Here is a 24,739-nt window from a genome sequence, read left to right on the forward strand (position 1 = left end):
CTGCCTCTCAACAAGAATGGCGGTGGGCGTCCAGGCGAGCTGCCGCCTGGACAGCTACTGCCACCGGGGCAACGTTGTGTACCCGCACTGCCCAAACCTTGTGCAGCGCACAAAACATAGAAACTGCCGCGGTGGCATCGTCACGGGCATGCCGGTCACTCGCGACTGTTTCCAAGTCAGCCAAATATCGTTTCCGCGATGGTCCGAGAAGCACCGGGTAGCCCCGATGTAAAAACACCTCGAGGTTAGCCAGGACTTCCCAATCCTGTTCGCCAACTTTGGAAAACCCCAGACCGGGATCAATGATGACTCGCCGCATATCAATATCGCTGTGGCGCATTAGCTCCAGGCGCGACTCCACCTCGCGCCAGGTTTCCGCAGCAACATTGTCATAAACTGCCAACTGGTTAGCTACCTCAGGACTGCCCCGCCAATGCTGGCAAATGTAGCTCAGCTGCGGGTAACGTGACTGCAACGTGGCAATGGTGGCAAACATGGTGTCATCCACGATGCCACCCGAAACATCGTTAATGATGCTGGCTCCCGCCGCCGCGGCCGCCTGGGCAGTTTCCGCATGCAGAGTATCCACGGAAACAGTCACCCCCGCTTCTGACAGTTTCGAAATCACCGGCAGGACACGGGCGATTTCTTCTTCAACCTCCACCGGTTTGCGACCGGGCGCGGTGGATTCACCCCCCACATCAATCAGGTCAGCTCCCTGTGCCACCATTTCCAAACCATGCGCTACTGCCTGGCTTGAATCAAACCATTTTCCCCCATCAGAAAAGGAATTCGGGGTTACGTTCAAAATCCCCATTACCAACGTGCGTGGCGGGCACAGATAGTCTGGCAGAGACGATACCGATGGCTCAGGATGTGTATCCATGGGAACGGTCATCACCGATTACTCCTTAGTTTTGTAATTTAAAACAGCTTCGGGAAATCCCGAACCAATAATCCACAGTGCGCTAGTCTGCGGACAAAATCAGACTCATCGCCTCAGCCCGCGTCGTGCTGGATTGTTCCATCACCCCGCGAACCGCGGATGTCGTGGTGCGCGCTCCCGGCTTTTTCACTCCGCGAATTGTCATGCACATGTGTTCAGCCTGCAGCACCACAATGACTCCCTGCGGCTGCAGCACATCCCATAACGCATCGGCAATCTGTTGAGTCAGACGTTCTTGCACCTGCAACCGATGGGCGTAACCGTCTACCAGCCGTGCCAACTTGGACAACCCAGTAACTCGTTTCCCCTGCGGAATATAACCCACATGCGCCAGACCAACGAACGGCAACAGGTGATGTTCACACATGGAGTTAAAGGGTATGTCTTTGACCAAGACCAGGTCATTATGCTCCACCGGGAACATTCGCTCTAAATGCTTTTTCGGATCCTCTCGGTATCCCTGCAGCATCTCCGCAAAAGAGCGAGCCATCCGCTCCGGCGTGTCACGTAAACCCTCCCGGTCGGGGTCCTCTCCTACTGCTACCAACAAATCCCGTACAGCCTGGGTCACCCCATCAGGGTTGTAGCTCGCGTTCATTGTTTTTCTTCCTCACTGGGTGATGTCGGCAAAGGTTCCCCACTCTTTTCGACCGAGGGCAGCGGGTCGGTGTCATCAAGAATACGCACTTCTTGTTCATTCCTCACGGGAGGAACCGGCAGACCCAAATCAGCCGGGGTCGTGGTGTTTGGTTCCGAGGCTGTCGGGCTATCTGCAGTGTTCACTTCTCCCTGCTCAAAAGGCACGGTCCCCCCGATACCGGAATCCGCCAGGGGACGGTCGGCACCGTCCAAAGCGAAGCCTTCTCCGGACTCGTCGTTGGCTTTGGCGTTACGAATCCTCACAGCTTCTGGAATTTCAATGGGTCCCCGGTCATTAGCAGTCAATCCTTCGTAAGACTGCCAGACTTTACGACGCGGTGCCTTCTTAACATCTTTAAAGATGACGTCCAGGGCTTTTTCGTCCAGAGTTTCTTCCTCCAGCAACCGGCGTGCCAGCGTATCCAAAATGTCACGGTTTTCAGTAATGATGGACCAGGCTTCTCGCGTGGCAGCTTCCATCAAATCCTGTACTTCCGCGTCGATAGCATGGGCAGTGGAATCGGAATACTCTTGCGCTTTACCGTAATCCATGCCCACAAAAGGTTCGTCGTGAGAGCTGCCGTAACGAACCGCTCCCAGACCAGCCGACAAGCCCCAGCGGGTCACCATCTTGCGGGCGATAGCGGTGGCATTTTCAATGTCGTTAGACGCCCCGGTAGAGGGATCTTGGAACACGATTTCCTCCACGACTCGCCCGCCCATAGCGTAAACCAGTTGGTCCAACAGCTGATTACGGGTCTCGGAATAGCGATCCTCGGTGGGCATGACCATGGTGTAGCCCAAGGCGTGTCCGCGCGGCAGAATCGTCACTTTCGTCACGGGGTCGGAATAATTGGAGGCCGCGGCGCACAAGGCGTGACCACCCTCGTGATAAGCAGTGACCAGTTTGTCGTGGTCGTTCATGATTCGAGAATGCTTCTGAGGTCCGGCAATGACCCGGTCTACCGCTTCATCAAGATCCTGAGCTGTGATGGTTTCCCGACTGTGACGTGCCGCCAGTAAAGCCGCTTCGTTCAACACGTTGGCCAAATCCGCGCCGGTAAAACCGGGGGAACGTTTAGCCAGTGATTTCATGTCAGTCTCGGGGTCCAAGGGCTTGTTCTTGGCGTGAACCGCCAAAATCGCTTCGCGACCCTTTAGATCTGGCGCTTCAACTGCCACTTGACGGTCAAAACGACCGGGTCGCAGCAACGCCGGATCGAGCACGTCAGCGCGGTTTGTGGCGGCAATCATGATGACATTGGTGCGTTCATCAAATCCGTCCATCTCTACCAGCAGTTGGTTCAAGGTCTGTTCACGTTCATCGTGACCCCCGCCCAAACCGGTACCGCGGTGACGCCCTACCGCATCGATTTCGTCTACAAAAATGATGGCTGGAGCTGCTGCCCGTGCTTGCTCGAACAAATCTCGCACTCGCGAGGCACCCATCCCCACAAACATCTCGACGAATTCTGAACCGCTCATAGAAAAGAACGGCACCCCGGCTTCGCCCGCAACAGCTCGCGCCAACAGGGTTTTACCGGTACCGGGAGGACCATAGAGCAGCACTCCCTTGGGAATTTTCGCCCCGAGCTTGTGAAACTTTTCCGGCTCCGCCAGGAACTCTTTGATTTCTTGCAATTCCTCTACAGCTTCATTGACCCCCGCCACATCGGCAAAAGTCACTTTCGTTTTGTCTTCTTTGTTGAACGTTCGAGGCTTGGCTCGACCCATTCCGAGAGGACCCATCCCCCCGCCCATGCGCGAAACAAACCAGAAAAATACCACAAAGAGGATAATCATCGGCACCATCAAAGTGAGCATGGACTCCCACCAGGAGGACACCGGATAGATAGAATCGAAGCCCTTCTTTGGTTTCGCGTCAGCGACCGCGTTCGCAACAGTTTCTGCTTGGGGGCGAACATAAGAAAAAGAGACTTTTTTGCCCGCGTCAGCATTCGGTTTCAACCCGAAAGGACCGTCTTTCGGCAGGTAAACCCGCGGACGTTGGTAGGACTTGGTCAACTCCATACTGACGGTTTGGGTTCCATCGTTAATCACGACTTTCTCGACGGTGTTACCCCGCAGCAGCGTCAGCCCTTCGCCGGTGGTGATGCGCTTGGGACCGCCTTGGGCAGAAAAAACCATGAAAGCCACAATGATGGCAATGACTACAAAGACCGCGATGCCGCCGGAGATTTGTTTTTTCTTTTGAGTTTTATTTGTCTTGTCCATGTTCACTTTTCCGTTATCCGGTACTACCCCTTAAGCCTACCAAACAGCTCAAAAATGGTTACATTACCGCAGTTTTATACCAGTCAAAGGGGAAGCACCTGAAAGTTGCTATCGCGTCTGGTTCTTGACTCGCAGACGCGATAGAAATCGGCGCAAAAGGAGAACTTACTTTCTTAAAAAACAAAAGAAATACGCGTAAATATACCCAATCCCCCTGAACCGAGAGACTCTGGACTGCTCTACAGCCCCGACCCGCGCCACTCCGGGAGCAGACACGAAGCACGGCGATCTGAATTACCGTAAATCCTGACTACGCGGTTCCCCAAAGTATCCGCAACGTTACTTTTCGTAAACGTGAGGCGCTAGCAGCCCGATGAACGGCAAGTTGCGATAGTGCTCGGCATAATCCAGACCGTATCCAACCACGAATTCATTGGGAATATCGAAGCCGACGTAGCGCGGGTTAACCACCGCTTTGGCAGCATCGGGTTTACGCAGTAACGTCGCGATATTCAACGAGGCACACCCGCGAGTGCGCAGGTTTGCCTCCAACCAAGACAGAGTGAGACCGGAATCAATAATGTCCTCGACAATCAGGACGTGGCGGTCTTTGATGTCTGTGTCCAAATCTTTCAAAATCCGTACCACTCCGGAAGATTTCGTCCCGGAGCCATAGGAAGACACTGCCATCCAGTCCATCTGAATGGGCGAGTGCAGTTTCCGCGCTAAGTCTGCCATCACCATGACCGCCCCACGCAGCACGCCCACCAGCAGGATTTCGTGACCCTCGTAGTCTTTGTCAATGACCGCCGCCATTTGAGTGAGCCTGTTTTGTATTTGTTCCTCGGTCAATAAGACCCGTTCCATGTCTGCGCCCATGTCTGCAGCGTCCATCACATGCCTCCCTCAAATCGCAGGTCCATTCTAAAAGTGTTCCACTGGACTGTGTCCATTTTAGACCTTCCCTCCGCAATGCCTAAATGCGTCAGAATTTGGCTCACTCTGGTTGCTGTTTTGAGTCGGAGCGATTCTGGCTGGCACTAAATTCCAGGAAGTTTCCCCGCCGGGTCACCGTAATTCCAGGCAGGGTCAGCGGGCCTTGTCCATGCCAGTCACGAATCAGGTCCACTACGCCACGCAGGTGGGCTGCAGTGAGGGAATCCACCCTCGCCCCCGCTAGTAAACTTGCTTTACGCACCACGCGCCGCAAGACGGGGGCGGAATAGCGGATTAGGTCGCGGTATTTGTACCCCTCAATGACTGTGAGTTCAAGTTTCACACTGTCCCCCGGTTCCCAATCGCCGGGCTCATCGCTGAGCACTTCCCAAAAGACCTCTCCCGCGAGCATTCCCAGTATGGTGTCGTCCGCGGCGGCCTGACCGGCCAGACGTGCCAGTGCGGGAGCGGGGTCTTGTCCGAGCGCGGCCGCGAGCGCGGGCATGACCTGCTCGCGGATAGCAGCACGAGGTAACGGCTGGCCGGCGGCAGTTTTCACGGGACCTTCCATTCGGTTGCTCGGATCGTTGACAGCCACGAGCCCGGCCTGTTCACAAGCGGCTTGGGTGAGTTCCCGCCGGATTCCCAGCAACGGACGCGCTAGGCTCAAATCCACCGCGGCAACAGCACCGGAATCTGCCTCTCTCCAGGCAAAACGTAAGGGCAGACCGGTTTTGCAATCCAGGGTCTCAAATTCTCTCATGGCCGCAATAGAACGTAACGAAGATCCCCGCGCCAAACGTAACAAGACGGTTTCTGCCTGGTCATCCAGCGTATGTCCGGTGAGAATAACCGCGTGGTCCTTCCCCTGGGCTTTGGCCTCGGCGACGGCGGCGCGTGCCAACAATCCCCAGCGCAACAGGCGCGCCTCTCCCTCTGGTCCGTTTGCGCCCCCGCCGCTTTCGCCCCGCAACACCATCGCCGAAGAAAACCCCAGCTCACGGGCACACTGGACGGCAGCTTGTGATTCTGCGGCGGATTCAGGTCGCCAGCCGTGATCTACCGTGAAGCAACTCACGTCCCACGGATGCGGGTGATGCAGGGCGACGCGAACCAGCGCCGCCGCTAAACTCAGCGAATCAGGACCACCCGAAAGCGCCAGGCACAGCAGAGTATCGTCAGGGGAACCTAGTGATTGCAGCACCCGGCGCACCGCGAGCTGGATTTCCCCCAAAGCTCCCCCGGCATCGCGCTCCCACAGGCGTGTTTCGGCACCCTCAGGGCTAACAAATGGGGGCAGAGAACTCATGGGGCGCACTCTACTATATTAGAGGCGCGCCACGAAAGGCATAATCCTGTTTTGATTATAGAAGTTGAAAGTGCCCACGGAGCTACCGGGCTTAGGCGCCATCAGGATGGTATTGCCACCAGAGTAAATCGCTACGTGGTAGACCCCGCTGCCGGCCCCGTTATTGGACCAGAACACCAAATCTCCCGGCTGTTTCTGGCTGAAGGGCACATTGGCGTAGGCGTTGTATTGGGCTGCCGCGGAACGTTGCACGCCTTTACCCAGTTCTCTCATTCCCGCATAGACCAGTCCAGAGCAGTCATAACCATTCGGTCCGGTTCCACCCCAAACGTAAGGGAGACCAGTCTTGGTTTTGGCCCATTCCAACAGGGCAGGTCCGTATCCTCCGCTGGCAGCCCGGCTGGGAGGGCTCACGACCCGCGGAGCCGGAGCGGCGGCAGGAGACGGTGGCGCTGGCTGCGGAGGAGCCGCAACAGGTGGTGGTGCCGGATTTGAAGGTTGCGTTGCCGGAGCTGCCGGTGCTGCCGGCGCAGCCGTGCGCTGCCGCGCCTGGCGGTCAGCTTCCGCTTTCGCTGCCTGTTCACGGGCTTTTTGCTCGGCCGCTTGTTGAGCTGCTCGGGCAGCAGCTTGCTGAGCTGCCAAGGCTTCTTGTTCTTGACGTTTGCGCTGCGCCGCGACCGCTAAGGCAGCTTGGCGTTCCTGCTCGACTTTTTCCTGACGGGCTTTTTCTTCCGCGATCGTCACGTCGCGTTCCCGCGCGAGCTCCACGATGATTTTTTCCCGTTGGGTTTCCAGTTTCTTGAGGTCATCCAGAGCATCTTGGGCCTGGTTACGGGCAGTTTTCTCGGTAGTAGCCAAGCTAACAGCGGCATCTTTCTTGGCTTTGGCAGCGCGATCGGCCTTGTCACGCAAGACCTCAGCGACATTTTGCAACGCCATCAATCCCTGAGTTTGGCTGTCCGCCTGATTGCCTAGAGCGTCAGTGGCAGCTTCTTTCAAAGCGGCTTTACGGAAGGCATCTGATTCAGTAATCGCTGCAAAATCCGACAATCCATTGCCGTTTTGGCGATACATCGCCACGGCAAGACGACCCAATTTCGCTTTCGCTGCATCGGCGTCTCGTTTTGCTGCCTGGGCTTTTTTCGCGCTTTCGCTTGCCTCGGAAGTAGCAGCATTCAGCGCATCCGTAGCCTCGGCGAAATCCTCTGCCGTTTGGGCATAGTGTAACTGGGCTGCATCGACTTTCACACGGTTGCGGGCGATAGCGCTTTCCAGTTGGGCGATACGGTCAGATTTGGCGCTGGGGGCTCCCACCGCCAGGGGAATTGTTCCCATCCCCAGAGTCATAGCCGCAGCTACACTCACTACCGCCAAGCGACGCCGCCATGGTCCAAAATGGTCTGCGTTACTCAAAGTCTGCCTCCCTTAACAGCTTCTTTAACCCTAGCCACATCCATCGGCAGTTTACATCAGATTTAACTATTCTAAACAAAATTCACTGAATTTTACAATAATCTCAGGATTCACTTTAGTAACAGTAGTAACATTTGTACGCACGATTGCCGCTGTTTTTATCAACTACCCAACCAAAAAAGGTTCCCCTCCCGCACAAACGCAAGAGGGGAACCTTGTGAAAAATAAAAGAATTATTCCGTGGGAGTCGTCTTGGCGACTGCCATCAGGAACTCGGCATTGTTCTGGGTATCCTTCAGCTTCTGGAGTACCACTCCCGCGGCCTGTTCCAGTTCCAGAGACGCCAGCACACGACGCAACCGCCACAGCACGCTCAGCTCCTCCTTCGTGAACAGCACCTCTTCGTGACGAGTGCCCGAAGCATTGACATCCACTGCCGGATACAGACGCTTTTCAGCCAGTTCACGAGACAAACGCAGCTCCATATTGCCGGTACCTTTGAATTCCTCAAAGATAACTTCGTCCATCTTGGAGCCGGTTTCGACCAAGGCTGTAGCAATAATCGTCAAGGAACCGCCGTTTTCAACATTGCGGGCAGCCCCAAAGAAACGCTTGGGCGGATACAGCGCCGACGCGTCCACACCGCCGGAGAGAATCCGACCCGAAGCCGGGGCAGCCAGATTATAAGCACGCCCCAAACGGGTGATGGAATCCAGCAGTACCACGACATCGCCCCCCAACTCCACCAGGCGCTTAGCCCGCTCAATGGCGAGTTCTGCCACGGTGGTGTGCTCCGAAGCCGGACGGTCGAAAGTCGAGGCAATAACCTCGCCCTTGACCGTGCGTTGCATATCGGTAACTTCCTCCGGACGTTCGTCCACCAGGACCACCATGATGTGAACTTCAGGGTTGTTGATGGAAATCGCGTTAGCAATCTGTTGCAAGATGATGGTCTTGCCAGCTTTTGGCGGGGACACAATCAAACCGCGCTGCCCCTTCCCGATAGGAGCCATCAAGTCAATAATCCGCGGAGCCAGCACCTTCGAAGACGTTTCCAAACGTAACTGCTCATCGGGATACAGCGGGGTGAGCTTGGAAAACTCGATTCGTTGCGAGGCTTCCTCGAGACTCTGACCGTTAATGGACTCCAGGTGCACCAAAGCGTTGTGCTTGACGCGACGTTCTTCACCTTCACGAGGCTTGCGCACGGCTCCCACTATCGCGTCGCCAGAACGCAGCCCCCACCGGCGCACCTGTCCCAAAGTCACGTAAACATCGTTGGGACCGGGCAGATACCCGGAGGTTCGCACGAAGGCGTGATTCTCTTTCACTTCCAAGATACCGGCAATGGGCAGCAATTCTTCAGGGCTAATCTCGTCGCTGCTGTTGGTATTGTCGTTGTCATCCCGATCGCGCCCGCGATTGCGGTTACGGTTCCGACCACGACGATCGTTGCGATTACGACGATCATAGTGTTCGCTGCGCTCTTCTTGAGTTTGTTCACGGCGCACGCTAGCTCCCTGAGCTACCGCCTCTAGTTGAGGATTGTTTTCGGTGACTGAATCGACATCATCGTGGTTACGGCGTTGACGCGTGGGAGTGGCTCCCAAATCACGTTCCAACGCAGCCTTTACGTCAAGAGTGGCAGCTTTTTCAGAAGTTTCATCCACGGCGGGTTCTCCTGCCGGAGCAGAAGCCCGACGATGACGACGCGCCGCACGTGCCTGGCTCGCGGAGATGGCAGCATCCTTCTCGCCGTCATGTTCAGCGACACGAGTCTGTTCCGGCGCGGCAGTCTCTGCAAGTGCGGAGGTACCGGCAGAACCTCCAGATTGCTGTTTTTCAATAATCGCTTCAATGAGTTGCGGTTTCCGAGCCTGCGAAATGCCTTTGATTTCTAGCGACTTTGCCAGTTCGCGCAGTTCCGAAAGCTTCATAGCAGCCAGTTGATTGTCGTTCACAAGCATCCTTATCTCAAAGGTAATGGGTAAAAACTCGCGCAACGTTCCAAATTACGAAGGTTCGCAAGCAGACCGACTCAAGAATACGAATCGGGGTTGGTCCGGAAGATTTCTACGGACCCGCGGCTGAGCCGTGTTGATAAAATCATACCTCCACGCTAAGGTTTCAACAAAACGAGTATCAACCTCGTCAGCGTGACCCCGTCATCACCCGGACCACACAATGGTCTATCGAGTATCGGAAGCTACCGCAGCAACGCAATTCCGGGGCACTAGGGATGTAGTTTCCGCCGCTTTGTGTTTTATTTTAACATTCAATGCTTTGCGGATTTGGATTCTCTATCTCACCCGAAAGATTTCATTTTTCAAAGAAAGGCATTCTGATGAAACGCATAATTGCGGCTGCTGCAATTTCAGCACTCACCTTGACCGGCATGACGGCCTGCACCTCACCCAGCTCTGGACCCGTGGCAGGGGGCAACGCCGCTACTGGTGACACGATAAAAATCGGTGTTAACTACGAACTTTCCGGCGCAGTCGCCACCTACGGTAAACAAAATGTGGACGGCATCGAACTGGCGTTTGCTGAAATCAACGCCAAGGGCGGCGTCAAAGGCAAAAAGATTGAAATCGTGAAATACGATTCCAAGTCAGAGCCAGCCGAAGCCACCACTTTGGTCACCAAACTGATGAGCCAGGACAAGGTCCTGACCATGATTGGTCCGGCAACCTCCGGTTCTTTCAAAGCGGTCATCCCCGCCGGTAACCAAAATAAAGTTCCGGTAATTTCCGGTTCTGCCACCGCGGATGATGTGACCGTCACCGGCGGCAAACTCCAAGAATTCGCGTTCCGCACCTGTTTCTCCGATTCCTATCAGGGCGGTGTGATGGCAAAATATGCCGCCGAAAAGTTAGGCGCCAAGACCGCAGTCATCATGGGGGACACCTCTTCAGACTATGCAAAAGGCCTGGCAAAGAACTTTCAGGAAAACTTCACCAAATCTGGTGGTTCCGTCGTCGCCGAAGAAGGCTACGTGGCCGGCGACACCGATTTCAAGGCGACCTTGACCAACATCAAGGGCAAGAATTTCGATGTGCTCTATATCCCCGGCTACTACCAGGAAGTCGGACTCATCATCAAGCAGGCACGCGAACTGGGTATCAACGCCAAGATTCTGGGAGGCGACGGCTTTGATTCCCCTACCCTACTGGAACTGGCAGGCGCCTCGGCATTGAACAACGTCTTCTTTACTTCGCACTACTCAGCGCTAGATACTTCCAACACTAAGCTCCAGAACTTTATCAAGACCTACCAGGATAAGTTCGGCGGGGAACCTTCCTCATTCAACGCCTTGGGCTACGACACGGCTTACTTCGTAGCCCAGGCGATTGGTGAAGCAAAAGAGCTGAACGGTCCAGCTATTGCCGAAGCGATGGCTCATGCCAAGGGCTTCGCTGGAGTGACCGGTTCTTTCGACATGGATCCCCAGACCCATGACCCGATTAAGACGGCGGTTGTGGTTTCCCTAAAGGACGGTGTCCAGGACTCCGCTGAGGCCTACGCCCTGAAGTAGTCGGGTATGTCCGCCGGGCGAGGTGCCCTGTTTGCCCGACTCCTCACCGGATTTGGGGCTCTCGCCCAGCGGACCTTAAGAAAGAACGTTCCTCATGGATTTGATACTGCAACAGCTGATTAACGGCCTGTCGCTGGGGAGTATCTATGCGCTTATCGCATTGGGATACACCATGGTCTACGGCATCATTCAGCTCATTAACTTCGCCCACGGCGACGTCCTGATGGTCGGGGCGTACGCCGGTTTCGCGGGAATGGTCCTGCTGCACCTCGACCCGTTCACATCCCTGCTGGCAGCAATGATTATCTGCGCAATCTTGGGGATGCTGATTGAGCGTCTGGCATACAAGCCGCTGCGCCACTCGACCCGGATTGCCGTACTGATTACCGCCATTGGTATGTCTCTGTTGATTGAGTACGTAACCATGTACTTTGTCGGAGCCGAGGCGCGCGCCTATCCCGCCCAAACCGGTTGGCTCGGAGCTAGCTACCACTTCGGTGGGGTGAACCTGTCCATGATTCAAATCATCATCGTGGTGGTTTCCGTGATTTTGATGGTTGTCCTGCAGTTCATCATTAAGAAAACTCGCATTGGGAAAGCCATGCGCGCGGTCAGTCAGGATCAAGACGCCGCCAAACTCATGGGTATCAGCGTCGATAACACGATTTCCTTCACTTTTGCTCTCGGTTCCGCTTTGGCTGGTGCCGCCGGGGTGCTGTGGGGGCTGTATTACACTTCCATCACCCCGCTAATGGGCATTATGCCGGGCTTGAAAGCCTTTGTGGCAGCTGTGTTAGGTGGCATCGGGTTGATTCCAGGCGCGTTAGTTGGCGGCTACTTGGTCGGCTTATTAGAGACAATCGTGAATTCTCTGGGGCTGTCCACATTCCGTGACGCCGCGGTGTTCCTGGTGCTGATCATCGTGCTCATCTTTAAACCCGCCGGCATCCTCGGCAAGAACGTACAGGAGAAGGTCTAAGCCATGAAACCAGGAATAAAAAGTATCATTGCGCAAGCCATCATACTCGCGGTCCTCTGGGGGTTGGGTTACGCCCTCATCACGGTGGGAGTCATCGACTCTTACATCTTTAACACTATGGTCACCATCTGCGTGAACATTATCCTGGCGGTGTCGTTGAACCTGGTCACCGGGTTCACCGGGCAATTCTCTCTGGGACATGCGGGATTCATGGCGGTGGGAGCCTATTCCACCGGGCTCATTGTCACCGCAATTCCCACCTACGGCGGTTTCTTCTGGGGATTGTTCGTCGGCGGAATCTTTGCCGCCAGTATCGGTTTCCTCATTGGTCTGCCAACACTGCGTCTAAAGGGCGACTACTTGGCTATCGCCACTCTGGGTATGGCGGAAATCATTCGTGTGCTGCTGCTAAATCTGGAGTTTTCCGGAGGGGCTGCCGGGCTGTTCATTCAGCTGCAGTTCACGGACTGGAACATTCTCTTTATCCTCACTGCCGGAACTATCGTGTTGATTCGTAACTTCCTAGACTCCCGTCACGGGCACTCCTGTATCGCAATCCGCGAGGATGAAATTGCTGCTGAATCCATCGGGGTTTACTCTACAAGAATTAAGACCTTGGCTTTCGTGGTTGGTTCCTTCTTTGGAGCTGTCGGCGGCGGTTTGTACATCGGGAACTTTTTCTTTGTCAAGCCGGATTTGTTCAACTTCATGATGTCTATAAACATCCTGGTGATAGTGGTCTTGGGTGGCTTGGGCTCACTGACCGGCTCGATAATTGCGGCAATCTTGCTGGCGGTAGTCTCCACCCTGCTCCAGCCCTTCCCGGAGATTCGGATGATTCTCTACGCCTTGGTTTTGGTCATCCTCATGGTGTTCCGCCCGCAAGGACTGTTGGGCACCAAGGAACTGAACTTTAAGGTTTTTGGTCGGTTGTTGCGTAAGCCTACCGGTGAGGGCGAACCGAAACGTAGCAACGCCCTGCCCGCCCCTTCTGCTGCGAAGAAAGAAACACCCCACCTAGAGCCCAATTCGGAAGAGAAGGAAGAATCGTCGCAACGCGCTCATGCCATCTTGGACGTGCACCGTTTGACGCGACACTTCGGCGGTCTCGCTGCGCTCACGGACGTTGACATGTATCTGCAGCCCGGAGAACTAATTGGACTGATTGGACCCAACGGGGCAGGCAAGACCACCGTATTCAACCTGCTGACCGGAGTTTATCCCCCCTCGTCGGGCACTGTTACTTTCCGCCCTGACCCGAAGGGTGGGGAGATCTCTATCGCCGGTCAAAAGCCCTTTGTGATTTCTCGCTGCGGCATCGCCCGTACCTTCCAAAACATCCGCTTGTTCAAGGACCTGACGGTGCTGGACAACGTGGTTTTCGCTATGGAACAGCGCGAAAAATATTCCCTCCTGGCGTCCTTTTTACATTTGCCGTCCTGGTCACGGTCGCGCCAACGCGTCCACAAAGAATCTCTGCAGCTGCTAGAAATGATGAACCTCGCTGAAAAAGCTGGTGAACATGCTCGAAACCTCTCCTACGGGGAACAGCGTCACCTCGAGATTGCTCGTGCCCTGGCGACTAACCCACAACTGCTGTTGTTGGACGAACCGGCGGCGGGGATGAATCCAGCTGAGACTGCCCAGCTCACGGCGTTGATTGCAAAACTGCGCCAGCGCTATCACCTCACCATCCTGCTCATTGAGCACGATATGTCACTGGTGATGACCATCTGCGAGCGTCTCTACGTGCTCGATCACGGCGTGGTCATCGCTTCGGGTACACCACAGGAAGTTCGTAACAATCCGAAGGTTATCGAAGCCTATCTGGGGCAGGAGGTAGGAAATGTTTGAGATTAAAGACCTCAAAGTTTCTTTCGGTGGCATCCAAGCTCTGAAAGGTATTTCCCTGCGCGTGGAAGAAGGCGAAATCGTCACCCTGATTGGCGCTAACGGAGCCGGCAAAACCACCACGTTACGCACCGCCTCCGGTCTGGAACGCCCTTTAGAAGGCTCGATTTGGCTAGACGGCGAGGAAATTACCAAGTCCTCCCCACGCTCGCGGGTACGCCACGGTCTGGTACATGTTCCGGAAGGTCGCCGGGTGTTCCCCACCATGACCGTGATGGAAAACCTTGATTTGGGTGCCTATATGCGCAAAGACCGGAGCGGTACCGCCGCGGATTTAAAAATGGTGTTTGACCGTTTCCCGGTCTTGGCTGACCGGAAAAATCAGCTAGCGGGGACGCTTAGCGGGGGCGAACAGCAGATGCTCGCCATGGGGCGCGGTCTGATGGCAAAACCGCGCGTCCTACTGTTGGACGAGCCGTCGATGGGCTTGGCTCCACTGTTTGTCCAAGAAATTTTTGACATCATCGTCAAGATTAAAGAAATGGGAACTACGATTTTATTAGTAGAGCAAAATGCCAACATGGCTTTGCAGATTGCCTCGCGCGCCTACGTGATGGAGACCGGCAAGATCGTGTTGCAAGGCGACGCCGCAGAACTGCTGGCTAGCGACGAAGTTAAACATGCCTACCTGGGAGGATAACCGTGTTTGTAAAATGGAGAATGACAGCCAACCCCTTCACGATTGATTCCGGCGCCACCGTACCGGACGCTATCGAACTGATGCAGACACACGGCATCACAAAACTGCCGGTATTGCGTGACGGCAAGCTGTGTGGCGTAGTGTCACAGTTAGACCTCAACCGAGCTCTTCCCTCTGACGCGACTTCCCTGTCTTTTGGTGAAGTGGCCTACCTGTTGTCCAAACTGAAAATCTATAAGATCATGCGAAAGAATCCTCCCACCATCGCGCCCGACGCCATGCTGGAGGAAGCCGCCATCCTCATGCGCGATACTAAAGTTGAGATTCTGCCGGTCCTGGATGAGGGCAAGGTCGTGGGGGTGATTACCGAATCAGACGTCCTCGATGCGTTTATCGACATTAACGGGGCGCGAGAGCCCGGAACCCGCCTGGTCATTGAGGCTGATGACCAGCCAGGAGTGATGAGCCGCCTGGCTGGGGTCACTGAGGAGTTGGAGACCAACATTACCCATATCGCGGTGTACCGCACCGGGATGGACAGCTCTTTTGTACTTTTGGGCGTAAACACCGTGAATACCGCCGATCTGGAAGATGCGTTCACGAAAGCCGGATTCCAGGTGCGTTACGTCCTCAGACGCTAAAACTTCGTTCATCTCCAAATCCCTCCCTACCCCGTCAATGCCTTTCTTGGCGGGGTAGGGTCTGGTTCACAAGTGCGGGGGTGCCGGTACCCGGTCGAAGTACCGAGATGAGTGGTTTCAGGGAGGTTATCTGACGATGATTCCCTGCGGCGCCACCGGCAATTCTCGCGGTTTCCAGCCCAAATGTTCGAGGTCTTGGCGCGTGGCGGGATCCAGATGGTCGAAAACTATTACCGTTGGTCCGGCACCGCTAATGGCGGCAGGAGTGCCGGCGGCGCGCAGCCGATCAACCATCTCTAAGGATTGAGGCATCCCTTCACGTCGATATTCCTGGTGCAGCCGATCCTCGGTGGCAAAAAACAGCAATTCGGGGTGTTGCGCCAAGGCTAACGGCAGCAGTGCGGCACGCCCCGCGTTAAAAGCCGCGTCTCGATGCGGAACTGATTCAGGCAGCAGCCCGCGAGCCTGCGACGTCGCTAGTTCAAATTCTGGAATCAGCACGGTCAGACGCACTTGCGGGGAAACTTCAAATTGTTGCGCGTAAGCTCGCGGCGTGACCTGACCAGCACTGGGTTCCATCCAGCCCACGACGGCTCCCCCGTAGACCGCTGGAGCAGCATTGTCAGGATGACCTTCCATCTGGACGGCGAGCTGAAAAATCGCCTCGGTGTCCAAGGCTCCCGGCTCCAGCAACGCTCCGGCAGCTGCCAGACCGGAAACTAGCGCTGCGGAGGACGAACCCAGACCGCGACCGTGCGGGACCCGATTCACGCAATGCATTTCAATCCCGATTTGGGAAGCCCCCACAGATTCCAGACCAGCTCGCAGCGCCTGCACCACCATATTGGTGTCATCCTCGGGAACTTTGCCGGCGCCTTCTCCTTCCACGGTGACGTGGGTCGCCCCGGTCGTGGCTCGCACCCTAACTTCATCGCGCAGTTCGAGGGCAATTCCTAAAGCATCAAATCCCGGTCCCAGATTAGCCGAGGAGGCAGGCACGCTGACCGTTACTTCGTCACGCACAAAATTCATGGCAATTCCTTAGGTTCGATGGTTTTGCGCTGGGTCTGGGGCACGACACTGACCGGGCAAGGACGGTGGTATTACAGACCGAGTTCCCGCACTGCTGCCTGCAGGCTAGGCGCAATTACGGGCGGAGTCATGTTACCTTTAGCTTCCATCGCGGTGGCAGTATCTTTCAAGCCGTTGCCGGTAAGAGTGCAAACAATGCGAACCCCACCAGGCACTTTGCCCTGCTCAGCTAATGCCAACAGGCCCGCTACCGGGGCAGCGCTGGCAGGCTCACAAAACACGCCGACTTCCGCGGCGATAATGGACTGCGCTTGCATAATGGCGGCATCGCTGACGGCGGTAATCAAGCCTCCGGAGTCGTCGCGCGCTGCGGTGGCGTAGTCCCAAGACGCTGGGTTGCCAATTCGTATCGCGGTGGCGATAGTTTCCGGATTCTCAATGGGGTGTTCCGCCACGAAAGGCGCGGCTCCGTTGGCTTGAATCCCCCACATTTGCGGCAGCTTGGTGGTTTGCGGTTTCAGTTTCTGGGCGGAATCCTCGATTGAGGATGCCACTTTCCGTCCGAAATACTCGTTATATCCCATCCAATAGGCGCTGATATTTCCGGCGTTGCCCACTGGCAGACAGTGAATATCCGGGGCATCACCCAAGGCATCGCAGATTTCAAAAGCGGCAGTTTTTTGTCCTTGCAAACGGTAAGGATTTATCGAATTGACCAAATCCACCGGGTACTTTTCCGTCAGCTCCCTGGTGATTCGCAAGCAGTCGTCAAAGTTTCCATCCACGGCAATCAGCTTGGCTCCGTGCATCACCGCCTGCGCCAGCTTACCTAGGGCAATCTTTCCGGCAGGCAAAATGACTGCGCATCCTACTCCTGCCGCGACCGAGTACGCCGCCGCAGATGCGGAGGTGTTGCCGGTGGAAGCGCAAGCGACCATCTGTGTACCAGCTGCTTTCACCTTTGTCATGGCCATGGTCATGCCCCGGTCTTTGAACGAACCGGTGGGATTAGCGCCCTCAAATTTCACATAAACTTCGGTACCAGTGGTGTCTACACCAGCTTTATCGCTCAGGGCACCGATGCGTTGTTCCACCCGGCGCGCCCGAATCAAGGGAGTATTGCCCTCAAACAGAGTCACGACGGGGTCGCTTGGTTCCAGGGGAAGTCGATTCCGGTATTCTTCCAGCAGACCGCTCCACATCTGTGCCATGTTTGGTTGCTCCTTAATCGTGGTTTCGATAACTTCAACAGTTTTTGCCCTCGACGGTGCCGGTTTAGGCACGAAAATTCTCGAGGCTACTATTGGTCTTGCTCGATGGACATTTCTGAGGCGATTTTATGCACTATTGGTGATTTCGCCAAAGCGGCAGTAATTCCATCATGCTGAGAATTCTGTGCCCGGTGGGTCGAAATGACTAACGTCGCTTCGTCGGGAACCGTCTCGGTCGGAGACTGAGTCAAAGACGCGATGGAGACTCCGCCCGCAGCATAAATTTTTGCAATCTCTGCCATCATCTCAATCCGGTCGGCGACCTCCAAACGAACCTGACGGCGGGTTTCTACCCGTCCCGGTTCACAGATTGGCAAGGCTGCGTACACACTTTCGCGGGGAGCGTGCCCTCCTGAGACCAGGTGATTAGCGCCTGCCACCACGTCGGACAATACCGCGGAGGCAGTGGGAGCACCACCCGCGCCCGCCCCGTAGAACATGAGCCGACCGGCAAACTCGGTTTCTAAAACTATGGCGTTGTAGGGTCCAGTGATACTCGCTAGGGGGTGGCTCTGGGGAACCAGGGTCGGCTCCACCCCGAGGGCGATTTGTTCCTCTCCCTCCACGATGACCCTTTCGGCGCGAGCCAGCAGTTTCACCGCGTAGCCGGATTCTGTAGCCTGTTTAATGTCTTGCGCACTGACCTCGGTAATCCCTTTCACGGGGACATCTTCCAGATTCACCCGGGTGTGGAAAGCGAGGGACGCCAGGATGGCGCACTTGGCTGCCGCATCACGACCGCCCACGTCCGCGCTGGGATCCGCCTCGGCATAGCCAAGCTCTTGAGCCTGATGCAGGGCCTGTTCATATGACCAGCCATGGGTTGTCATCTGATCAAGGATGTAGTTGGTGGTGCCGTTGACGATACCTAAAACTTTGTTGATGCGATCCCCCGTCAGGGATTCCCGCAGCCCATAAACCACCGGAACCGCCCCCGCCACCGCGGCTTCAAAATACAAATTCGCGTCGGTGCGAGCAGCGGTCTCATAAAGCTCCGGACCGTACTGCGCGAGCACTGCCTTGTTGCCGGTCACCACGGTTTTACCAGCTTCTAAGGCTTTCAACATGGCACTACGCGCTGGTTCCAGACCTCCCATCAGTTCGATGACCAGGTCTGCGGAGTTGATAACTGCGTCAATATCGGTGGTCAACAGACTCTGGTCCAGCCCCTCCCGAACCTTGCTAGTGTCCCGCACTGCCACTGCGCTGAGCACGAGGTTCGCTCCCGCTCGTGCCGCAAGTTCCTGCTGTTGGTCGTGCAAGATGCGCGCAACCTGCAGCCCCACCGTACCCGCACCCAGCAACCCAATTTTGACGTCTTGTTTTTGCGCCATCGTTATCTCCCTCTCGGCGTTCCTTTACCCCTTCACTGTATCAGCAGGGTGGTCGTCTAAAAACTTGCGGTAGTGCAGGTCAAGAGGAGCCAGGTGTAACCGTGCTGGATTAACAGCCGCCAAATCCACCGTGAGTTCCTTCCTGACGTGGCGCAGCTGGGTCGAGAAAAACGGTGCCACTCACATCCGTTCGGGGGCGGTCACACCCAACAAATCCAAGCCGTTGCGCAGGACTTGACCAACAGCATTGTTCAGCGCCAGCAGCGCTGCATGTTCGGCAGTCACCGGTTCATCACCAGCGGGTGTAACACGGCGCTTACCGTACCAAGTGTGGTATGCCCCCGATAGGTTTTCCAAGTACCGCGGCACCAGATGCGTGGCATTTTCAGCTGCAGCGGTCGCCACGACGGAGGGGAATTGTGCCAAGACGCCGATAAGTGCCGCGTCTGCCGGGTCTCGGAGTTCCTCTGGCGCGAAGCCATCAGCACAAGAAACCCCATGTGCAGCAGCGTTCTTTGCCACATTCGAGGTGCGGGCATGTGCATATTGGACATAGTAAACCGGATTTTCGTTGGTATGTGAAGCTAGCACATCAAGGTCGATAGCCAACTGGGTGTCCATCGAGGAACGCACCAAAGCGTAACGAGCCGCATCAACGCCGACTGCTTCGACGAAGTCCTCCAGGGTCACGATGTCTCCCGCACGCTTACTCATACGCACCGGTTCACCGTCCTTAAACAGGTTCACCAGCTGTCCGATGATAATCTGCATGTTCACGCCGGGCTTATCACCGTAAGCAGCACACATTGCCATCATGCGCCCGACATAGCCATGATGATCGGCGCCGAGCAGGAATACGGCGCGATCCGCTCCGCGGCGACGCTTATCCTGATAGTAGGCCACGTCGGAGGCGAAATAAGAGGCGTTGCCGTCGGACTTGATAACCACGCGGTCTTTGTCATCTCCGTGTTTGGTCGTCAGCAGCCAAGTTGCGCCGTCCTTTTCGATGACCTCGCCACGTTCGCGTAAGTAATCCAATGCCTTGGTGACCGCCCCGGTCTCATAAAGGGAATTCTCGTGAAAGAACACATCGAACTCGGTGCGGAAGCCACGCAGCGATTCTTTAATCTCGTCGAACATCAACTCAACGCCGTGAGATCGGAAGTATTCCTGGGCGGCTTCATCGTCAAGGGTCGCCGGGTCTGGATCCCCCGCTGCTTTAGCTTCAGCTTGAACCTTGGCAGCAATGTCAGCGATGTATTGCCCGCCGTATCCGTCTTCGGGGGTTTCCTGACCGCGAGCCGCTGCCAGCAGGGAAATGGCAAAGCGGTCAATCTGGCTGCCGTGGTCATTAAAGTAATACTCACGAGTGACTTTTGCCCCGCTGAATTTGTACAAGCGAGCTAAGGAATCCCCTACTGCTGCCCAGCGCGCGCCGCCAATGTGCAGCGGTCCAGTCGGGTTAGCGGAAACATATTCCAGGTTGATATGAACCCCTTTGAGACCTTCACCGTGCCCGTAATCGTTACCGGAGGCGAGGATGTCAGCCACCAAAGCACCAGCCGCCCCGGCCTCCAAACGGATATTGATGAACCCCGGACCGGCGACTTCTGCTGAGGACACCCCGTCAATCTGGGCAATGGCAGAAGCAAAGATTTCCGCCAGTTCTCGGGGGTTCTTGCCTACAGATTTGCCCAGCTGCAAGGCGATATTAGTCGCCCAATCTCCGTGGTCGCGGTTCTTGGGTCGCTCCACACGCATTTTTTCGGCCAAGACGCCGTCTGCCAAAACGATATTATTTTCCGCCGCCGCAGTGCTAAGTTGCGCAATTATGCGCTGAGTTAATTCTTCTGGAGTCACCCCTCAAGCCTAACGTTTCGCCATTAGCACAGCAAAATTAGCAATTCATGAGGGGATAGAAAGTTCGAGATACCACGGTTTTGCACATGCGTCACCCCAGATTCAGCGCCCCGGATGGGATTCGAACCCATGACCTTTTGCTCCGGAGGCAAACACTCTATCCACTGAGCTACCGGGGCATACTGCAATCAGTTTCAACAGTTTACCGCTTTGTTTCCAGAAGGTAAATTTTAGCCCCCCATACCCAACATTAACAGCACCAAAAGCCCCAGGTTCAGGGCGACGATTAAGGCAGCGACCACGATGTTAATAGCCAGCAACCATTTGGGATCAGCAAAGGATCCCATGATGGTCTTTTTTGACGTATAGATGACCAGGGGTAGCAATGCGAAAGGAATTCCCAGAGACAGCAGAGCTTGGCTGAGTACCAGTGCCCAAGTGGGATTAAAGCCGAGCGCCAAAATAGCTAATCCCGGTATCAAAGTCACCACGCGCCGCGCCAGTAATGGAACGCGAACGTGGAGCAAACCTGACATAATTTCCGCCCCGGCATATGCCCCCACCGAGGTAGAAGCTAATCCTGAAGCCAGCAACCCTACCGCAAATACCGTTGCTACCCCACCGCCGAGGGCGATAGCTATGACGTGATAAGCACCCTCGATAGTGTCGGTGTCTGTCTGACCGGTTCCGGGACCGCGCAATGCAGCGGCAGCCAGCAGCACCAGGGCAATGTTGACCGAACCAGCCACCAGCAGCGCCCAGAACACATCCAGTTTTGTCGCCCGGATGAGCCTGCGCTTCTGATCATCCGGATGCTCTGAGCCGTGACGATCTTTGGTCAATGAGGAATGCAGATAAATCGCGTGGGGCATCACCGTGGCTCCCAGCATCGAGGCAGCTACCAATACTGATTCTGCATTGGGGAATGTCGGTCGCAGTCCCGCTACGGCAGCCTGCCAGGAGGGGGGAGCCACCACCAGTCCTCCCACGAATCCCAGAGTAATGACCAGGAGCAGAGCTATAATGACCCGCTCAAACACAATCTGACCGGACGTATTTTGTAAAAACAGCATCCCCAAAGACACCACGCCGATTATCAATCCGCCTACCAGCAACGGGGTCCCGAACAACAGGTTAAGCGCAATAGCCCCACCAATGACTTCCGCCAAATCGGTGGCACCAGCCACGATTTCAGCTTGAATCCAAAAGGCAATCCGCCCCGGTCGTCGTAAACGGTCACCGAGGACCTGCGGGAGAGACCGACCGGTTACTATGCCAAATTTCGCACTCTCATATTGCACCAGCATGGCCATCAAGTTAGCCAGTACCAGCACCCACACCAGTGTGTATCCATAGCGTGCTCCGGCAGTAATGTTGGCGGCTACGTTGCCTGGATCCACGTAGGCGACGGCGGCCACGAAAGCCGGTCCCATCAAGGCAACCAGAGACTTTTGAGAAGTTTTTGGATTGTCGTGGAAATGCGTCATGACTACACCCTACGTAAAACTCTCAAATCACGAAATCCCCAACACGAAACACGGGGAACACGAGAGAGCTAGGCTTCGGTATCCAAGGCTCGCCCCACCGAGCCATTGCCCAGCATGGCACGCATGGAGGTGAAAGTAGCAATCCGATCATGCTGGCTCAGAGGTTGCGGACGACGCATCAGAAGCTGTTGATTTTGGGAATGCGCAGTTGTGGCAGAAGCCTGATTAATTCGCGATTCAGCCAAGGTTAAAGCAAACAGAGAGGCGGAATCAGCACCGGGTTCAATGACTTCGCCAGTGACGGATTTAATCAGGTCGCGATCACCACTAGAAAGATGGGACAACACCCACTGAGTGTGTTCATCGACAACGGTCTGGGCACCTTGCAGAGCATCACTGCTTTGGCGCTGCTTAGCGACCACGGCGGCTAAACGAACTGCCGAGCGCTGCTGTTCCATTGCCTAACCTTTCTCTGGAATTCCGCTGACATCAGTAATCTACCAGTAACTTTCTCCAGCTCCAAGGTAATTTTTAGCTTTCTCCGATATTTATTTCAGAATTCATTAAGTATCCCTTGATATTGCAACAATTTTTGCCGGCTGGCAGGAAGCTTCCTCAATGCCCGTTTTGGGCTAATGTACTAACAATATCGGTGTAAATCCCATCAACGCCAAGGGAAACTAGGCGTCGATACGAGGCAAGATCATTCACGGTCCACACATACACGGGACAGCCCAGAGCGTGCGCTGCTGCCACGAACCGCGGGGTCACGATTCTCATCCCCGGAACGCTTTCGGGTACCGCCAACGCGCAGTGAAAATCTCTGCAGAGGCGCGGGACTATGCCGAAGCGGTAAAGGCGTTCTAAATAGCGTTTCTCCGCCAACCCCGACACTACGCGACGGGTGTCAGATTCGAGCCGCCGCGCTGCCCCGCTTTCCCCTTCCGAGGAAAAGATTGTTTCCCAGGGAATTTCTATACCGCGAATCTTCGGGTGGACGGGTCGGACCAAGCCAGCCGCGGCTCCCCCTAAAAGTCGCGCAATATCCCGCGCTCCCGGCAAATATCCGCACCCCGGTCCCAGGTATCGAGCCATTTTCCAAACACGCCGGGCAGAAAAGGACGCTAGAGCGAGACGCCCCAAATCCTGACGCCCCTGTAAGACGCGGAGTGCACCGGGCACGACCGCGTCGGTTTTAGCATCAATGTTCAAGTAAATGTTGGGGTATCGATCCAGGAATTCTTCCAGGCTGAAAGGCTGCTCGCCGTTAGGCAGCTGACGCCGGCACAGCTCCGCCCACGAAACTTCGGCAATAGCGATTTCCCCGTCCGCCGCGTGCCACAGCGGGTCGTGACTAATAACGGGAACCCCGTCGGTAGTGGCGTGAATATCAGTTTCCAACCCGGAAACCGCGCTGCAAGAAACAGCCCAATCAAAGGCAGCTCGTGAATTTTCCGGAACCGGACACCCTAAAGCTGCGCTAGCAGAAACTGCCGATCCGCGGTGAGCCAAGAGTACGGGTCGACGGCGTGAAACGGGGAAGACAGCTGCGGGTCGCAAAATCAAGCGTGCTTCTAGGAACAAATCTGGTTGATGAACCTAGCGCCATGACGCTTCATCCAGCCCATAGGTTCGACGGATTCCTTGTCGGCGTTACGAATTTCAAAGTGCAAGTGCGGTCCAGTAGAGCGTCCGGTCGAACCTACCCCGGCGATGACATCTCCAGCTTTAACCTCGTCGCCCTGGTGCACGTAAATACCATTGCTATACATATGCAAATAACGGGAATAGTACACTTCTCCGTCCTGAACATGCTTGATGGTAATTACACCAGTGGAACCCTGCATTCCTGCATCCATCACAATTCCGTCAGCTACCGCATAGATATTCGTGCCGGTGGGTGCCGACAAGTCAACGCCCTCATGCAACAACCTCGTCCCGGTCACCGGGTTGACTCGCATTCCCCAGGGGGAAGTGAACGTATAGCTTCCCGCCGATAACGGCCACAGCAAAAGCTTTTCTTCCGGAGCGGCAGAAGCATCACCGTTCGCCGATCCCTGCGCCGCGCACTGTCCCAGTGCGGAGGCTTCCACCACTCGAGAACGCGAGCTGGCGGGGACCGCGTTTAAGTCGGAGTCATAATCAGTAGCGCCACTAGCTTTCGCTACGACGGAGAGCAAAGTCTGATTGGTGCTGAATTCAAAATTCGGCGAGGCGATGGACAAATTGGGGGAAACCATCCCAGATAGCGGAGCTACCACGGTAATAGCCGAAACTACGCCCAGCAATACCAAGCGCGGGGCGTTAAAAATTTGTGCTTCTTTACTGATACGCGCGGACTGAGTACGATTACGCAGTTCACGTGCTTCCCGACGGGTGCGAGGCCTTTCGGTTTCCAAGGGTCACCTTCCGACTTTGGATAACAACTAGAACTCAAGTTTATAACAACTAGATAACGATTTGCAATCAAAAGCGCTCATCAATTTTCACTTTAGTAACATTTGTTAACACGAAATGACTTTTTCCGAAAATTACCTGAAAGAATCTTGGATTTTTGGTATCAATGGTGCC

21 protein-coding genes and 1 tRNA gene are annotated in these 24,739 nt (G+C 55.4%); 5 read left to right on the forward strand and 17 right to left on the reverse strand.

From position 1 onward, the window contains the following. Positions 1 to 7: 7 nt before the first annotated feature. From folP to rho, 7 genes are all read right to left on the reverse strand, one after another. Positions 8 to 898 (reverse strand): dihydropteroate synthase, encoded by an 891-nt coding sequence (folP, locus tag HMPREF0574_RS08655; protein WP_004008370.1) that lies wholly within the window; start codon positions 896 to 898, stop codon positions 8 to 10. A gap of 70 nt (positions 899 to 968) precedes the next feature. Continuing rightward, a complete protein-coding gene (folE, locus tag HMPREF0574_RS08660; protein WP_004008371.1) occupies positions 969 to 1,544 on the reverse strand; it encodes a GTP cyclohydrolase I FolE in 576 nt (191 codons plus the stop codon). Then, positions 1,541 to 3,820 carry an ATP-dependent zinc metalloprotease FtsH gene (gene ftsH, locus HMPREF0574_RS08665; protein ID WP_004008372.1) on the reverse strand — a complete coding sequence of 760 codons (2,280 nt, stop codon included), beginning with the start codon at positions 3,818 to 3,820 and terminating at the stop codon, positions 1,541 to 1,543. Before ftsH ends, folE begins: the two co-directional genes overlap by 4 nt. A gap of 339 nt (positions 3,821 to 4,159) precedes the next feature. After that, positions 4,160 to 4,714, reverse strand: coding sequence for a hypoxanthine phosphoribosyltransferase (gene hpt, locus HMPREF0574_RS08670; RefSeq protein WP_004008373.1), 555 nt, complete (start codon positions 4,712 to 4,714; stop codon positions 4,160 to 4,162). Between the two features lie 103 nt (positions 4,715 to 4,817). Continuing rightward, complete coding sequence (gene tilS, locus HMPREF0574_RS08675) at positions 4,818 to 6,065, reverse strand: tRNA lysidine(34) synthetase TilS (RefSeq protein ID WP_004008374.1); 1,248 nt, start codon at positions 6,063 to 6,065, stop codon at positions 4,818 to 4,820. An 18-nt stretch (positions 6,066 to 6,083) separates the two neighbouring features. Continuing rightward, a complete protein-coding gene (locus HMPREF0574_RS08680; RefSeq protein WP_236585937.1) occupies positions 6,084 to 7,478 on the reverse strand; it encodes a C40 family peptidase in 1,395 nt (464 codons plus the stop codon). Positions 7,479 to 7,711: 233 nt separating this feature from the next. Next, positions 7,712 to 9,445, reverse strand: a complete 1,734-nt coding sequence (gene rho / locus HMPREF0574_RS08685; protein WP_004008376.1) for a transcription termination factor Rho — start codon at positions 9,443 to 9,445, stop codon at positions 7,712 to 7,714. Positions 9,446 to 9,822: 377 nt separating this feature from the next. Here rho and HMPREF0574_RS08690 point away from each other — a divergent pair, with 377 nt between their 5' ends. The 5 genes from HMPREF0574_RS08690 (at position 9,823) to HMPREF0574_RS08710 (ending at position 15,184) form a co-directional block, all read left to right on the forward strand. Next, the gene (locus tag HMPREF0574_RS08690) at positions 9,823 to 11,013 is read left to right on the forward strand and encodes an ABC transporter substrate-binding protein (RefSeq protein ID WP_036324993.1); all 1,191 of its coding nucleotides are present in this window, start codon (positions 9,823 to 9,825) and stop codon (positions 11,011 to 11,013) included. A gap of 94 nt (positions 11,014 to 11,107) precedes the next feature. Further along, positions 11,108 to 11,992 (forward strand): branched-chain amino acid ABC transporter permease, encoded by an 885-nt coding sequence (locus HMPREF0574_RS08695; protein ID WP_004008378.1) that lies wholly within the window; start codon positions 11,108 to 11,110, stop codon positions 11,990 to 11,992. A 3-nt stretch (positions 11,993 to 11,995) separates the two neighbouring features. Then, entirely contained in the window at positions 11,996 to 13,846 is a 1,851-nt protein-coding gene (locus HMPREF0574_RS08700; RefSeq protein ID WP_004008379.1) for a branched-chain amino acid ABC transporter ATP-binding protein/permease, read from the forward strand. After that, positions 13,839 to 14,543, forward strand: coding sequence for an ABC transporter ATP-binding protein (locus HMPREF0574_RS08705; RefSeq protein ID WP_004008380.1), 705 nt, complete (start codon positions 13,839 to 13,841; stop codon positions 14,541 to 14,543). The genes HMPREF0574_RS08700 and HMPREF0574_RS08705 overlap by 8 nt, the downstream gene beginning before the upstream one ends. 20 nt (positions 14,544 to 14,563) lie before the next feature. After that, positions 14,564 to 15,184, forward strand: a complete 621-nt coding sequence (locus HMPREF0574_RS08710; protein WP_211574641.1) for a CBS and ACT domain-containing protein — start codon at positions 14,564 to 14,566, stop codon at positions 15,182 to 15,184. 126 nt (positions 15,185 to 15,310) lie between these two features. Here HMPREF0574_RS08710 and thrB read toward each other — a convergent pair whose 3' ends face one another. The 10 genes from thrB to HMPREF0574_RS08755 form a co-directional block, all read right to left on the reverse strand. Further along, positions 15,311 to 16,216 carry a homoserine kinase gene (gene thrB, locus HMPREF0574_RS08715; protein WP_004008382.1) on the reverse strand — a complete coding sequence of 302 codons (906 nt, stop codon included), beginning with the start codon at positions 16,214 to 16,216 and terminating at the stop codon, positions 15,311 to 15,313. 71 nt (positions 16,217 to 16,287) lie between these two features. Beyond that, entirely contained in the window at positions 16,288 to 17,427 is a 1,140-nt protein-coding gene (gene thrC / locus HMPREF0574_RS08720) for a threonine synthase (RefSeq protein WP_004008383.1), read from the reverse strand. Positions 17,428 to 17,516: 89 nt separating this feature from the next. Next, positions 17,517 to 18,821: a homoserine dehydrogenase gene (locus HMPREF0574_RS08725; RefSeq protein WP_004008384.1), complete on the reverse strand. Its 1,305-nt coding sequence runs from the start codon at positions 18,819 to 18,821 to the stop codon at positions 17,517 to 17,519. Between the two features lie 24 nt (positions 18,822 to 18,845). Next, positions 18,846 to 19,001, reverse strand: coding sequence for a hypothetical protein (locus HMPREF0574_RS09690; protein WP_004008385.1), 156 nt, complete (start codon positions 18,999 to 19,001; stop codon positions 18,846 to 18,848). After that, on the reverse strand, positions 19,002 to 20,681 hold the full coding sequence (gene argS / locus HMPREF0574_RS08730) for an arginine--tRNA ligase (RefSeq protein ID WP_004008386.1): 1,680 nt from the start codon (positions 20,679 to 20,681) through the stop codon (positions 19,002 to 19,004). 106 nt (positions 20,682 to 20,787) lie between these two features. Next, positions 20,788 to 20,860, reverse strand: a tRNA-Arg gene (locus HMPREF0574_RS08735). A 51-nt stretch (positions 20,861 to 20,911) separates the two neighbouring features. Beyond that, a complete protein-coding gene (locus HMPREF0574_RS08740; RefSeq protein ID WP_004008387.1) occupies positions 20,912 to 22,168 on the reverse strand; it encodes an Nramp family divalent metal transporter in 1,257 nt (418 codons plus the stop codon). 68 nt (positions 22,169 to 22,236) lie between these two features. Next, positions 22,237 to 22,626, reverse strand: coding sequence for a hypothetical protein (locus HMPREF0574_RS08745; protein WP_004008388.1), 390 nt, complete (start codon positions 22,624 to 22,626; stop codon positions 22,237 to 22,239). A gap of 157 nt (positions 22,627 to 22,783) precedes the next feature. After that, a complete protein-coding gene (locus HMPREF0574_RS08750; RefSeq protein ID WP_081439170.1) occupies positions 22,784 to 23,734 on the reverse strand; it encodes a glycerophosphodiester phosphodiesterase family protein in 951 nt (316 codons plus the stop codon). Between the two features lie 8 nt (positions 23,735 to 23,742). After that, positions 23,743 to 24,567: a M23 family metallopeptidase gene (locus HMPREF0574_RS08755; protein WP_004008390.1), complete on the reverse strand. Its 825-nt coding sequence runs from the start codon at positions 24,565 to 24,567 to the stop codon at positions 23,743 to 23,745. Positions 24,568 to 24,739 lie beyond the last annotated feature (172 nt).

Origin of the sequence: Mobiluncus curtisii subsp. curtisii ATCC 35241 (assembly GCF_000146285.1) — a bacterium.
Classification (GTDB): Bacteria; Actinomycetota; Actinomycetes; order Actinomycetales; family Actinomycetaceae; genus Mobiluncus; species Mobiluncus curtisii.